The organism is Enterococcus sp. FZMF (genome assembly GCF_030263915.1).
Classification (GTDB): domain Bacteria; phylum Bacillota; class Bacilli; order Lactobacillales; family Enterococcaceae; genus Enterococcus_D; species Enterococcus_D casseliflavus.
Genome location: NZ_CP127160.1, coordinates 1,260,052 through 1,273,809 on the forward strand (window position 1 = coordinate 1,260,052; position 13,758 = coordinate 1,273,809).

The 13,758-nt window shown below is 44.7% G+C and carries 12 protein-coding genes, 1 tRNA gene and 2 other annotated features; of the genes, 8 read left to right on the plus strand and 5 right to left on the minus strand.

The window, feature by feature from the left end; translation table 11 throughout:
* The first annotated feature begins 247 nt into the window (after window positions 1-247).
* Window positions 248-2,812 carry an HAD-IC family P-type ATPase gene (locus tag QN079_RS06060; protein WP_289230523.1) on the plus strand — a complete coding sequence of 855 codons (2,565 nt, stop codon included), beginning with the start codon at window positions 248-250 and terminating at the stop codon, window positions 2,810-2,812.
* Window positions 2,813-2,828: 16 nt separating this feature from the next.
* Here the strand turns inward: QN079_RS06060 and mafR are convergent, their stop codons facing one another.
* Together mafR and QN079_RS06070 are read right to left on the minus strand one after the other, a co-directional pair.
* Window positions 2,829-4,280: a global transcriptional activator MafR gene (mafR, locus tag QN079_RS06065; protein WP_194186004.1), complete on the minus strand. Its 1,452-nt coding sequence runs from the start codon at window positions 4,278-4,280 to the stop codon at window positions 2,829-2,831.
* Window positions 4,281-4,661: 381 nt separating this feature from the next.
* Window positions 4,662-4,931, minus strand: coding sequence for a hypothetical protein (locus tag QN079_RS06070; protein WP_194186003.1), 270 nt, complete (start codon window positions 4,929-4,931; stop codon window positions 4,662-4,664).
* A 275-nt stretch (window positions 4,932-5,206) separates the two neighbouring features.
* Window positions 5,207-5,419: a binding site (T-box leader), on the plus strand.
* A gap of 67 nt (window positions 5,420-5,486) precedes the next feature.
* Window positions 5,487-5,735, plus strand: a binding site (T-box leader).
* Window positions 5,736-5,793: 58 nt separating this feature from the next.
* Between QN079_RS06070 and trpE the strand changes: the two genes are divergently transcribed.
* Genes trpE through trpA form a run of 7 tightly spaced genes read left to right on the plus strand, consistent with a single transcriptional unit; the run spans window position 5,794 to window position 12,202 of the window.
* The gene (trpE, locus tag QN079_RS06075; RefSeq protein WP_289230524.1) at window positions 5,794-7,200 is read left to right on the plus strand and encodes an anthranilate synthase component I; all 1,407 of its coding nucleotides are present in this window, start codon (window positions 5,794-5,796) and stop codon (window positions 7,198-7,200) included.
* Complete coding sequence (locus QN079_RS06080) at window positions 7,181-7,759, plus strand: aminodeoxychorismate/anthranilate synthase component II (RefSeq protein WP_081116515.1); 579 nt, start codon at window positions 7,181-7,183, stop codon at window positions 7,757-7,759. The genes trpE and QN079_RS06080 overlap by 20 nt, the downstream gene beginning before the upstream one ends.
* 16 nt (window positions 7,760-7,775) lie before the next feature.
* Window positions 7,776-8,810, plus strand: coding sequence for an anthranilate phosphoribosyltransferase (trpD, locus tag QN079_RS06085; RefSeq protein ID WP_270274012.1), 1,035 nt, complete (start codon window positions 7,776-7,778; stop codon window positions 8,808-8,810).
* Between the two features lie 26 nt (window positions 8,811-8,836).
* Window positions 8,837-9,595, plus strand: coding sequence for an indole-3-glycerol phosphate synthase TrpC (trpC, locus tag QN079_RS06090; protein WP_262119230.1), 759 nt, complete (start codon window positions 8,837-8,839; stop codon window positions 9,593-9,595).
* Window positions 9,592-10,239 (plus strand): phosphoribosylanthranilate isomerase, encoded by a 648-nt coding sequence (locus tag QN079_RS06095; RefSeq protein ID WP_081116518.1) that lies wholly within the window; start codon window positions 9,592-9,594, stop codon window positions 10,237-10,239. The genes trpC and QN079_RS06095 overlap by 4 nt, the downstream gene beginning before the upstream one ends.
* A complete protein-coding gene (trpB, locus tag QN079_RS06100) occupies window positions 10,236-11,429 on the plus strand; it encodes a tryptophan synthase subunit beta (RefSeq protein WP_081116519.1) in 1,194 nt (397 codons plus the stop codon). Before QN079_RS06095 ends, trpB begins: the two co-directional genes overlap by 4 nt.
* The gene (trpA, locus tag QN079_RS06105; protein WP_081116520.1) at window positions 11,426-12,202 is read left to right on the plus strand and encodes a tryptophan synthase subunit alpha; all 777 of its coding nucleotides are present in this window, start codon (window positions 11,426-11,428) and stop codon (window positions 12,200-12,202) included. Before trpB ends, trpA begins: the two co-directional genes overlap by 4 nt.
* A gap of 149 nt (window positions 12,203-12,351) precedes the next feature.
* Here the strand turns inward: trpA and QN079_RS06110 are convergent, their stop codons facing one another.
* The 3 genes from QN079_RS06110 to QN079_RS06120 all read right to left on the minus strand — a co-directional run bounded on the left by QN079_RS06110 (window position 12,352) and on the right by QN079_RS06120 (window position 13,727).
* On the minus strand, window positions 12,352-12,723 hold the full coding sequence (locus QN079_RS06110) for a PhzF family phenazine biosynthesis protein (protein ID WP_241508340.1): 372 nt from the start codon (window positions 12,721-12,723) through the stop codon (window positions 12,352-12,354).
* A gap of 86 nt (window positions 12,724-12,809) precedes the next feature.
* Window positions 12,810-12,883, minus strand: a tRNA-Arg gene (locus QN079_RS06115).
* 145 nt (window positions 12,884-13,028) lie between these two features.
* Window positions 13,029-13,727 carry an O-methyltransferase gene (locus tag QN079_RS06120; RefSeq protein ID WP_005225745.1) on the minus strand — a complete coding sequence of 233 codons (699 nt, stop codon included), beginning with the start codon at window positions 13,725-13,727 and terminating at the stop codon, window positions 13,029-13,031.
* Between the last annotated feature and the right edge of the window lie 31 nt (window positions 13,728-13,758).

Genomic DNA, 13,758 nt, shown 5'->3' on the forward strand with positions numbered 1-13,758 from the left:
TCTTGCCTTTGGATGATGGGACAGATAGAAATTGATTGGGTGTGTCCTAGTTTACTTGATTCCACCTGCAAAAACTATCAACGGACGTTTTCAGTTGGTTGTGTGAAGCCACGCGACCAAGCCGCTCTTCCCCTTTAAGAAAAGCACTCATTTTTTTCAGGCCCCGCTGAAATTATCGCCAGAATTTTATGGTTTCAATGTCTTATACTATGTTCAGATCAAATAAATAAACAAGGAGGAAAAAAATATGAATTGGTACAAAAACACAACAGAAGAACTATTACACACGTTGCAAACAACACGGCAGGGCCTTTCCTCCGAAGAACGCAACCAGCGTTTAGCAAAGCAAGGTGAAAATAAAATTACTGAGGCAGCGCAGATCCCCACATGGAAGAAAGTCGGCAAGCACTTTACCGACTTACTGATGTTGGTCTTGATCGTCGCAGCCGTCTTAAAAGGGATTTCTGGTGATTATATCGAAAGCGGCATTATTATGGCGGTCGTCGTCATCAATGGATTCGTCGGCTACTGGCAAGAGCGTAAAGCCCAAGAATCACTGGATGGATTGAAGCAGTTCATGGGGCAAGAAGCAACGATTTATGTTCACGGCCGCAAGAAGAAAATTGCTGTTTCTTCCTTAGTAAATGGAGATTTAGTCGTTTTAGGACCAGGAGATGTTGTACCAGCAGATATGCGCTTGATCGAAACCCATGATCTTGTGATTGAAGAGTCGATTTTAACTGGCGAATCTGAGCCTGTTCAAAAAATGACCGAGCCTATTACTCAAGAAAGTACAATTGGCGACCAGCGGAACATGGCGTTTTCTGGTACCCATGTAGAAAGCGGAACTGCCAGCGGGATCGTCGTTGAAACAGGCGACGAAACACAAATCGGCCAGATCAATCAAGCAATTCAGTCTGTGAAAGCGCAAGAAACCCCGTTGATCAAAAAAATGAAGCAATTGAATCACCAAATCTTTAAAGGCATTATCGGATTAGTGATTTTCTTGATCTTCTTTACTACCTTCCGCTACGGCTTTGATCTTGATCTCTTGTTCTCATCAGGTATCGCCTTAGTGGTAGCGATGATTCCTGAGGGTTTGCCAGCCGTGCTGACCATGATTTTATCGATGGGTGTCAAGGAAATGTCCGAGGAGCAAGCAATCATCAAAACGATGCCATCAGTGGAGACACTAGGTGCCATGACGGTGATTTGTTCAGACAAAACAGGAACCTTGACCAAAAATGAAATGACGGTCGTCGATGTTTTAGTTGAGTCAAACGTGGATAAAGCAACGGTGCTTGATATCATGGCAAATTGTCAAGACTTGAAGCAAGACGAAGGACAAAAGGCTGCGGATCTCGTTGGGAACCCAACCGAAAAAGCCTTGTTACAATACGCAGAATCAGCGCAGCAACCATTGCGTAAAACAGTCGATAAGATTCCTTTTAATTCCTCTTACAAGTACATGGCAACACGCCATCAAAATCAAGAAGAGCCGAATGCCTCGGTAGTTTTTGTCAAAGGTGCGCCCGAAGTGTCGCTTGAGAAAAGCCAACTGACTTCAGATCAAAAGCAATGGTGGTTAGATGAAAGTGCAAAATTAGCAGCGAAAGGGCAGCGGCTGATCGGCTTTGCGCATTTGACGCTGTCGGCACAGGAGTCCTTGTCCCACGAAGGGCTAACCAATTTAATCTTTGTCGGGATCGCTGGTATCATTGATCCTCCGAAAGACAGTGCCATCAAAGCGGTAAAAGAGTGCTTGCAAGCGGGCATCCAAGTCAAAATGATCACAGGAGACCATGGCAAGACTGCTCAAGCCATCGGCAAGCAAATTGGCTTGAAGCACACGAATCACGTGTTGGAAGGGTTAGAAATCGATCTGCTGTCGGAGGAAGAATTGCAGCAAGCAGTCCAAAAGACAGACATCTTTGCTCGAACGACCCCTGAGCATAAATTACGGATCGTTAGTGCTTTGCAGGCGAATGAAGAGATCGTCGGAATGACCGGTGATGGCGTAAACGATGCACCAGTGCTGAAAAAAGCCGATATTGGGATCGCTATGGGGATCAAAGGCAGTGAAGTAACCAAGCAAGCAGCCGATATGGTTTTGGCAGACGATAATTTTCATACGATCGCCAATGCCGTCCGAGTGGGTCGTCGAATCTACGATAATTTGAAGAAAACCATCAACTTCTTCTTACCAACTGCGGTTGCTCAAGGATTGATCGTTATTGCGGCACTCTTGTTGAACCGACCACTGCCACTGACACCTGTCCAAATTTTATGGGTAAATATGGTGACAACGATCACGCTTTCTTACGCACTCGGTTTTGAAAAGGCAAGTGCGGATGTCATGAATCGACCACCACGGCCAATCAAAGAAGGCATCTTGTCTTGGTACAGCTTGTTCCGCATCTTCTACGTCTCGCTGTTGATCATGATTCCTTCTTACGTCTTAGCGGTTCAATTTGAGGGAACGGTCCTTCAGCAAAGCATGCTGCTGCAAAGTATCGTCTTTGCCCAAGCGGTCTACTTGTTGAACTGTCGGGAGCTGGTCAAGCCAGCCTTGAATCGCCAACTGTTTGCCAACCGAGCGCTATTCCTTTCTCTTTCACTGCTGATCGTATTACAGGCAGCGATTTTCCTAACCCCTCTAGGACACCAGCTTTTAGGGATCGGTTCTTTGACCTTGATGCAGCAGTTGAGTATCGTTGCTAACGGCGCACTCCTTTTCGCAGTCGTTGAGGGTGAGAAATTTATTACGAATAAGCTGCAAGGACGGCAAAAAGCCGCTCCAGTGAAGCAGTAGCGGCAGCTTGATGATTCTAGCGATAGCTTAAATAATAGGTTTGGATGAGCTCAGTCACTTGATTGAGCTCATTTTGCGTTGGTACCATCGATAAGTAAAAAACTGGAACAGATACTTCCTCTAAAGGGAAATTTGAGAGAATAAAATCAACCTCGATTTCCGCCAACGCTTCTAGTTGACCAGGCTCGATCGCCGATAAAAGGATGCGGGCACCGAGGAAGTCATTCAATTCTTGCAGGAGATAAGCTTTCCAGGCAGGCTCACCTTGGAAAACAAAATACCCTTTTGCGCGAATGGGATTGATCTGTAAAATCGCTTGTTGGATCAGTAATGTGGTGGTTGACCATAATGGAAAACTCATTTCCGATTGACTGGCTGTTTGCTCTTCTAAAAAGTCATGGATCGTCGCTTCGATCGGTAGCGAATAGGGTTGATTTAACCGTTGGATCTCGTGAAATTCTAGCCCGAACAGTTCTGAGAGCTTGGCTGACTCTTGCGATTTGATCAAAAGCAACAGTAGATTCTCAATCAGTTGTGTATCACTAGCTAAAGACAACTGCAACAAGCGGTCTAGTTTTCCAACAAAATGGGTCGTTTTCTGATAAATGGTTTGGTAGGATTCAAGGGTTGCTTGGATCGTTGCAGACCAGTCGTTATTGTAGTTCCAACTTTCTAAGAAGCAGTAGAAGCTAAAGAAGTGTTCGCTGCGTTCTAAATAAACGCCTTCTTTTTGATACAGCTGGCTTAATGGCTGTTGGAAAAGGCTATAAAGGGGATCGTCCCCCTGAAATTCAAAGGAATCGATACGGCAATTGGCTTTGATGCGAATCGTATTGATAAAAAACCAGCAGGTACCGTAGATTTGTTCCACTTCGATCTGCAGCTTGGCTTTTGCTAAGCGATCCAAGAAATGATAATAGTGGGACTCATGAATCGTATATTCCTCAAAAAAGTAATTGTTATGGGTGTATGGCAGTAACAGGCGATGAAAAAAAACACGGATGTTGATCTCACTTCCTTCAAAGCGGATCATGCGATTGGTGATCCGAATCCGCAACGAAAAATCAGTGAGACTTTTGTTTAATTTTGTCACATGTCGTCGCAAGGTCTCATAGGATGTCCCTGTTTGGCTAAGAATATCTTGCGTACGGAGTTCGCTGGAAAAAAGCAATGCTTTCATCAAAGAAACACCGATCGATTGAGGGAAAAACGTTTCCCAGAGCTGACTCATCAACAATGGCCCATCATGGGTCAGAGCAAAGCCGCTACTAGCAGCATCGATCTGCCAACCATCAGGCAATTGTTGGCGAATATAGGTTAGATCGGAAAAAACGGTTCGCTCCGTCGTATCGATCAATTTTGCTAGTTGCTTGGCAGTGATCATTTTGTGATTCGCCAGTTGTTCCAAGAGAAGGATCTGACGTAATAAATCCTTCTCCGTAATGATTTTTTTCATCATCCCATCCATGACAAAAACTTCCTTTCAAATCTTTAATTAAGAAAACATACGATACATAATATTGAGCTGTTGTTCATATTGATTTTAGCTTAAAGTTATGTACTTCGCTATGTGAAATAATTGATCTTTTTGGGAAGTTTAATAAAATATATCAAGATGAAAGTATTACCAGGATGGAAAGTCAGAAGAAAAAGATTCCTTGTATTTAAAAAATTCTTTGAAGGAAGAAATTATAGTAACAATAATTGCGAGAGGAATAGGTAGATGAATATAGTATAAAAACGGACAATGGTTTTGATTGCCCGTTTGTGGATACTCTCTTTCAAAAATTAAGGAATAAACATACTAATTATAAAGAGAATCTCTAAGTATTGTTTACAATTAAATTTGTTATATCTCTATCAGGTACTCATATGCTTTAAGTTTGCGATAAAGAGTTTGAGATTCTTTTGTCAGTTTTACTTTAGAGCCAAAGCGTTTTTTTTTGGTAGAAGCCAAGAGTTTCCTATGAAGTGAGTGATTAATAATAGACTCGATTTCATCTTGTTCTTGCTTTGTCAAAGTAATGTTTTTAGAACCATTTTTTATTATTGAATAAGTATATTCCAAGCAGCTCATTTTATATACAAAGGCAGAAAAGTCTTTTTTATCTAATATCATATAACCTTCCTTTCTTGTTTATTCATAGGAAATGATATAGAGTTTCCTTTTTGAAATCAAATCATATTTTTCATATATTGGCGAAATATGTGAAATTAAATGGGAAAAGTGATTAAAAAACTTTATATATGATTTTGTAAAATGAGCATTTGTTTTTTCGAATGTTCTATATATGAGCGCAGATCAATTTACAAATATTTAAGAAATAAAAGAAAATTTAGAATTTTCTTGTTGACAGATCAGCAAAAGCCACGTAATATAGCTACCAATAACTAGTAAAGACCAAACAAAAGAGAAGTATGAGGACGTTCGTCTTGCAGAGAGCTGATGGTGGTGTAAATCAGCAGATTGACGCTTCAGAAATGGACTTTTGTGTCGAAAGGCTGAAATCAGTAGGCTTTTTTCGGGATCTCCCGTTACAGAGAACGATCGTTGATAGACGATCTAGAGAACCAATTGAGGTGGCACCGTGAGTAATCGCCCTCATGCAGACGAGTTTGTTTGCATGAGGGCTTTTTTGTTTTTCTTGCCCTTCAACCAATAAAAAAAATAAACGTAAAATCAAACTAAGAGAAGTACTTGAGTCTTTTTTGGTTACAGAAAGTCGGCGGTGATGAGAGTCCGATACCAAGAAATCAAGGAAATGGCCTTAGCCGATCATTTTTTGAACCCTTTTTTTGGCAGTAGGAAAATGCGGGAACTCCCGTTATAGAGGAAGACCGTTGTTAGACGGTTGATAGAGAAGAAGTTGTTTTTTTGGGGCAACTTTCAATTGAGGTGGTACCGCGGTCATTCGCCCTCAAGCAGACGTTTTTATGATGTTTGCTTGAGGGCTTTTTGTTTACAAAGAAAGGAGCAGCTTATGTATCGAATGGAACGAATCAACAGCGATTGTTTGACACCTGTCTCAGTGTTTTTACGGATTCAAGGGGCGCATAAATGTTTACTGGAAAGTATTCCCAGAGAAGAAGATACGGGACGCTATTCGATCCTCACCTTTGATCCTGTTCAGAAACTGACCTTTAAGGATGGTGTTTTTCAAGTGGAGGATCTTTTGGAAAAAACGGTCAACAAGTATCCCTGTCAGGACCCTTTAAAAGAAATGGAACGGTATGTAGTCAAAAAAGAAACCACCGCTTTACCGAATCTGCCGTTGCAAAGTGGGGCGATCGGGTATGCGGGCTATGATATCGCAGCTTGCTATGAAGATATTGGACAACTGCCCGCAGATGAATTGCAGGTGCCTGATATGGCCTTTTGGCTTTTTGAAACCTTTCTCGTTCTGGACCATCAAAGGGAAACCTTGACGATCATCCTTGAAAATTGCTACAGCCAAAGGGGGGCCGCCGAGATGGAGCAGGTACTCCAAGCGGTGCAGCAGCAATTAAGGACACCGGTCGCAGCTGAGACCCGTGGGTTATCGAATGAAAAGCTGCATTTTATAAGTAATGTTACTCAACATGCCTATGAAACGATCGTTCGTGAGGCAAAAGCCCGAATTACGGCATGGGATATGTTTCAAGTTGTTCCTTCCCAACGTCTGCAAGCAGCATTTACGCAAGATCCTTTTGACTATTACCGAAAACTGCGAGTGACGAATCCGTCTGCCTACCTCTATTATCTTGATTTCGATCACGGATTCAAAGTGATCGGCAGTTCACCTGAAAGCTTGATTCGGGTTCAAGGAACAACGATCACCACAAATCCAATCGCTGGTACCCGCAAACGAGGGGCAACCAAAGCAGAAGACGAAGCTTTGGCGGCAGAACTATTAGCAGATGAAAAAGAACGTGCAGAGCACCAAATGCTGATCGATCTGGGGCGCAATGATTTGGGCCGAATCGCTGAACATGGCACGGTTCATGTTCCTTTATACATGGTGATCGAGAAATACCGCTATGTCATGCATATCGTTTCGGTGGTGGCTGCCAAGCGCAGAGCAGGTGTGACGGCAATGGATGCCTTGAAAGCAACACTGCCAGCAGGCACGGTCAGCGGGGCACCAAAGATTCGTGCCATGACTCGCATCTATCAATGGGAAGCTGTTCGAAGAGGGGTCTATGCGGGAGCCGTTGGGTATTTTTCTCGAAACGATCAAGCGGATTTTGCCATCGGGATTCGGACAATGGTTTTGAAAGACGCGATCGCTTATGTCCAGGCAGGGGCGGGTGTCGTTTATGATTCTGATCCCTCATCTGAATACCACGAAACCTTACACAAAGCCAAAGCACTATTGGAGGTGTCAGCCAATGATCTTACTCGTCGATAACTATGATTCGTTTACTTACAATCTTCTCCAGCTCTGTCCAGAAGAAACAGTCGTCTTGCGAAATGATGATCCAGACCTTTTCCTTGTTGCTGAAGAAGCAGATGCCATCATTTTTTCTCCAGGACCAGGACGTCCCGCAGAGGCAGGATTCATGATTCCTTTGATCAAAGCACACCATGATAGCAAGCCGCTTTTAGGGATCTGCTTAGGTCATCAAGCCATTGGAGAAGCGTTTGGTGCCAAAGTGGTCCAAGCACCAGCCATTATGCACGGCAAGCAATCGAGCCTTACGTATCAGAAAAAAGGCGTATTCCAAACCTACCTAGGAGACATGACTGTCATGCGCTATCACTCGCTGGTCATTGAGCCAGCGACCCTTCCTGCACAATTTGAGGTATTGGCTGAAACAAAAGGGATCATCATGGCGATCCAGCATCGACAAAAGCCGATCGTAGGCCTTCAATTCCACCCTGAATCAATGGGGACAAACGAAGGGGCGTTTTTTATCCAACGGTTTCTTGAACTCATTTCAGAGAAATCAGCAAAAAGCAGCAAATGAAAAAGGAGGAACATTTATGGAAGCAGTCAAAATACAGCAGCCGCAGCAAATCACCCAGCAGCTTTTTAATGGCAGTCATTTAAGTTATCAGGAGATGCGCCACTTTGCTCAAGGAATTTTAAGCGGGATGTTTTCAGAAAGTCAATTGGGGGCAGCGTTAGTTGCGATGAAGATCAACGGCATCACAGCCGCCGAATTGACCGCTTTAGCGGAAATCATGTTAGAGCATGCCGTGACCATTCCTTATGAAGGAGGAGACGCCATGGACAATTGCGGTACTGGCGGCGACCACTCCAATAGTTTTAATGTCTCCACTACGTCTGCTTTCGTGTTAGCAGCTGGGGGAATCACGATGGCAAAACACGGCAATCACAGTATCTCTAGTCGTTCAGGCAGTGCCGATGTCTTAGCCTGCTTGGGGGTATCGATCCAAGCATCACCAGAAAAAATCGCTGAGCTATTAACGACTGTCGGCATCGCGTTTCTCTTCGCTCCCTCGTTGCATCCCGGCATGAAAGCAGTGATGAAGATACGGCAAGAATTAGCAACGCCAACGATTTTTAATCTATTAGGCCCCTTGATCAATCCTGTTCCGTTGACTACGCAACTGATTGGGACTTACGCAGGCGAGAGCTTGGCCGACACCGCTCAGGCGTTAGGCAGTCTTGGTCGGCAAAGAGCAATGGTGATCCATGGATGCAATGGAATGGATGAAGCCAATTTGGCAGGTGAAACTGCGATCAGCTTTTATCAAGGAGGAGAGGTAGCCAATTTTTCTTTGGATCCACAAGCGTACGGCTTTACGCCAGCGCCGATCGAGGCGATCGTCGGCGGGGATGCCGCTCAAAATGCAGCGATCTTAACTGCGGTGTTGAAAAATCAACCCTCCGTTTATCTAGAAACGGTGGTCTTAAATGCAGGGTTAGGCTTTTACGCTAACGGCAAAGCCACCACGCTAGCAGAAGGGTTTGCGATGGCACGGGCGTGTATCGCTTCGGGTGCCGCCTATGACAAACTGCAGGAGTTGATCCGCCAGTCAAATAGCCAATAACTACGAAAGCTGTAAGGAGGAGAATCATGGATTTTTTAGAAACGATCATCCAGAAAAAAGTTGAAGAAGTTGCCGCGATGCCACAAGAAATCGAAAAGGTCGTAGCGAAACGTCCATCATTTTATCAGCAAGTCAAGGACCGACCACAAAAGATGCACCTCATTGCTGAAATCAAGCGTGCTTCACCCTCAAAAGGAGATATTAACCAAGCGATCGACCCAGTCACGCAAGCGCAAGCTTATGAAGCCGCGGGTGTCAGCGGAATTTCCGTTTTGACCGACCAGCAGTTTTTCAAAGGCTCGCTGGCAGATCTTGAAGCAGTCAGTAAGGCTGTTTCGGTGCCTATACTATGCAAAGACTTCATTATCGACAAAAAACAATTGATTCGCGCCAAGAATGCGGGTGCCAGTATCGTTTTATTGATCGTGGCTGCGTTAGAGCCAGCCCGTTTCATCGCGCTGGATCAAGAAGCCGAAGCACTAGGGTTGGAAGTACTCGTTGAGACTCATAATGCGGCTGAATTTCAACAAGCCCAAGCATTAGGTGCCAAAATCATCGGCGTCAACAATCGTGACCTAAAAACTTTTGACGTTTCCTTGGATGTCAGTGTTGCTTTAGCACCTCAGCCATCAGAGGCGGTTTATATCAGTGAATCTGGTATTCGAACGGCCGCAGATGTGCTGCAGCTTGCACCATTTTATCATGGAGTCCTCGTTGGAGAAACGTTGATGAGAAGCCATCGAATTGCTGAAACAGCGGCAGATTTGCAGGTGAGCCGCCGATGACCAAAGTGAAAATTTGCGGACTCACCGAACGCCTGCATGTCGAAACTGCCATCAATGCAGGAGCAGATTACCTTGGCTTTGTTTTTGCCGAAAGCCGTCGGAGAATCGATCCGACCCAAGTCCGCAAGATAACGGAGCAAGTACCCGAAAATGTAGGGAAAGTCGGGGTTTTCGTTTCTCCAAGTGTTGAAGAAGTGCAAGCGGCAATTCAAGCCGCCCAACTGACAGCGATTCAGCTCCATGGAAAGGTTCTGCCATCTTTGCAAACAGCCATTCAGAAGGGCGTTTTTGCTCATCAAAAGATTGCAGTGATCCAAGCCTTTGATGGAGAATCAGAAACTTTAAAGCAAGATTTCCTGAGCTGCGATGCAGATTTTGGTTTATTGGACGCTCCAGTAAGAGATCACCCTTATGCTGGCGGCAACGGCCAGTCCTTTGATTGGCAAAAAGCGGCGAGAGAACCGTTGCCGTTGTCTGAGCGATTTTTTATTGCTGGCGGGTTGCACGCGGAAAATGTAGAAGAGGCGATCCAACTTTTTAGGCCTTATGCTGTCGATGTTTCTTCAGGCGTTGAAACCCAGGGCAAGAAAGACAGTCGGAAAATCGAACAATTTATTCATTTAGTAAAGGAGAAAAAAAGATGACTCAGTATCCCACAAAAACAGGATTTTATGGTTCTTTTGGCGGACAGTTTGTGCCAGAGACATTGATGTATGCAGTCAAGCAATTGGAAACTGTCTATCGTGAAGCACAAACGGACGCAAGTTTTCAAGCTGAATTACAGGAATATTTACAAGAGTATGTAGGAAGAGAGACCCCCCTTTATCATGCCCAGCGCTTGTCACAACACTTAGGCGGTGCCAAAATTTATCTGAAGCGAGAAGATTTGAATCATACGGGTGCCCATAAAATCAATAATGCACTTGGCCAAGTCTTATTAGCAAAACGGATGGGGAAAAAGAAAGTGGTAGCAGAGACCGGTGCTGGGCAGCATGGCGTCGCCACAGCAACTGCGGCCGCGTTGTTCGGTATGGAATGCACGATTTTTATGGGCGCGGTAGATGTTCAGCGGCAAGCACTAAACGTCTTTCGAATGGAATTGTTGGGAGCAAAAGTGGTTTCAGTCACATCAGGCAATCAGACATTGAAAGATGCTGTCAATGAAGCGCTGCGCTACTGGGTCGCAACCGTCGAGGACACTCATTACGTGATGGGTTCGGTACTCGGTCCGCATCCTTTTCCAGAGATCGTTCGAGATTTTCAAAGTGTGATTGGCAGTGAGACACGGCGGCAACTATTAGAAAAAGAAGGACAACTGCCAACGACAGTCGTTGCGTGTGTTGGCGGCGGCAGCAATGCGATGGGAATGTTTTACCCTTTCATCAACGATCAAACCGTTCGTTTGATTGGCGTTGAAGCAGCTGGAAAAGGCGTGGATACTACCGAGCATGCGGCGACTTTAACGAAAGGCAGTATCGGTATTTTACATGGTACCAAAATGCATTTGCTGCAAGACGATGATGGGCAAGTGATTGAACCCTATTCGATTTCAGCTGGTTTGGATTATCCAGGGGTCGGTCCCGAGCATTCTTATTTGAAGGAAATTGCACGTGCGGAGTATTTCGCGGTCACTGATGAAGAAGCTGTTGACGCCTTTTATCTCTTGTCTCAAATCGAAGGCATTATTCCCGCTTTGGAAAGTGCTCATGCCGTTGCCTATGCTTTAAAGTTAGCGCCAACGATGACAGCAGAAGAACGCTTAGTGATCTGTTTGTCTGGGCGAGGGGACAAAGATGTTCAACAAATCAAAGATCGGAAAGGAGCAGCGAAATGACCAGCAAAACATTGACGATGAAACTAAAAGAGCGCCAAAAACAAGGCAAGCCTTTGTTTGTACCTTATATCATGGCGGGTGCCAACGGACTGGAACGCCTGCCAGCAGAAATCGAACTGTTGACGACACATGGCGCAGCCGCCATTGAAATCGGCGTGCCCTTTTCAGACCCAGTCGCAGATGGAGCGGTCATCCAAGCAGCTGGAATGCAGGCATTAGCCAATGGCACCACTTTAAAAAAGATCATTGCTGCGCTGCAAACGATCCATTCTGAGGTTCCACTGGTATTGATGGGGTATGCCAATTCATTCTTTCATTATGGGATTGAACAGTTAGCAAATGAGTTGAAAACGACAAATGTGAAAGGGTTGATTATTCCAGATTTGCCTTTTGAACATCGATCGCTAGTAACGCCTACGTTTGATGCGGCGGATCTCGCGCTGCTCACACTGGTCTCTTTGACCAGTCCTCCAGACAGAATTCAGACGCTGATCGAAGTAGCGGAAGGATTCGTTTATGCTGTGACAGTGAACGGTGTCACTGGAGAAGATCGTCAATACAACGAACAGCTGGATCAGCATTTGCAAGCCATTTCGGAAAAAAGTCCGATTCCAGTACTAGCTGGTTTCGGGGTCTCGACCCACGCAGACGTGCAGCGCTTTGCCCGAGTGTGCGATGGGGTAGTGATCGGTTCAAAAATCGTAGCAGCCTTACAGAACGAGCCACTGCCTAAAGTCAGTGAGCTGTTAGCAGAACTTGTTGGTATTTCATAGAAAATCAATGTGAAGGAAAGAACCCGAGTTGGGTTCTTTTTTTTATGAGAAAACTAGTATTCGAGATACTGATGGGCTGCTATGGAAAAAGAACACGCTGTGTGAAGAGGAAAAAAAGGCTGATGGAAAATCAGCCTAAATTGTTGTGATTATGCCAGTGTATCGGTGTCGATGGTGACTGTCTCGCAAAAATGCCCTCTACCCCCAACATAAACACGTTGGATTTCCTTTCGCGAAGTCGTAACTAATTTGACAAAGATTTCAGAAGGTTCACCTAAATTACTGCCTTGTTCAAAGCGATACACTTCTTTTTCAAAGGAACACTTTTGATGCAAGAAGCAAGCCAAAGCGGCATTGGAAGTACCTGTGGCAGATTCTTCATTGATGTCAAACAGCTGACAATAAGAATAAATACGGAAACGATGATGCCAATGAAAGAAATTTGCTGAAGATTGAAGCGGATGGGAAGCGATCGTTTTATTGCTTTTGATGAGGCAGGGAACAGGCTGCTGATTATTCACCAAATTGCTATGGCAAAAATCTAAATCAATTTGGCACAAGAACAAACAAAAACCGCCAAGAACAAGGGTTCTCGACGGTTAAATAACGTTCCAGGAGGGATTCGAACCCCCGACCGTTCGCTTAGAAGGCGAATGCTCTATCCGGCTGAGCTACTGGAACAAATAAATTTCAGCGAATGCTCACTTCGCCTAAGCTGTTGAAATCAATCAGCAACAAATAACATTATAGAAAAAGGGCGCAGCAATGTCAATCTCTTTTCGCCCTTTTCTTATTTTTTCTTTGAAAAAAGGAAGCGCAGCTGCCCTCAACCTTTCTCAGGTTCCTCAAGGATTACGCTATCTGCTTCTTTCGTAATGAGAATCACACCATCTCCTAAAGGGACGAGGGTGGAGGTCAGCTGAGGATGGTTCATCACGGTATCCAAGAAAAGATTCAACTTGCGATGGATCGCTCGCTGGTTGCGAGGGATGTCTTCGATGGGTTGTAGAATCGTTCCAGCTTGGAACACGTCATCCACCATCAACACGCCACCTTTGCGTAACAGACGCAGACATTCTGGCAAAAATTCAATGTATTTCGATTTGGCACTGTCCATGAAGATAAAATCATAAGGCCCACTCAATGTAGGCAGGACATCTGCCGCTTGTCCTTCTAAAAGCGTGATTTTGTCTTCATTTCCTAAGCGAGCATAGGTTTCTTTGGCTTTGCGGATCATGACGTCAAAGCGATCGATCGTTGTGACATGCCCCTCTTTCACACATTGCGCCATCAAGCTTGAAGAAAAACCGATCGCTGTGCCGATCTCAAGGATTTCTTTTGGCTGAAGCTGTCCCAATAAAAACTGCAAAAAGACCACAGTTTCATGTGGGATGATTGGCACTTCTTTTTCATGAGCGGCTTGCTCGATTTCACCAAGTTCGCCGGGTAATTGTTTTTGTTTTTCACGCATAAACGCCACTAGTTCTGGTTTGACTACTGGACGATGCATCATTTCGTTGCGCATCTTCATCCTCCTCATTTATCGCTGCCCCTTA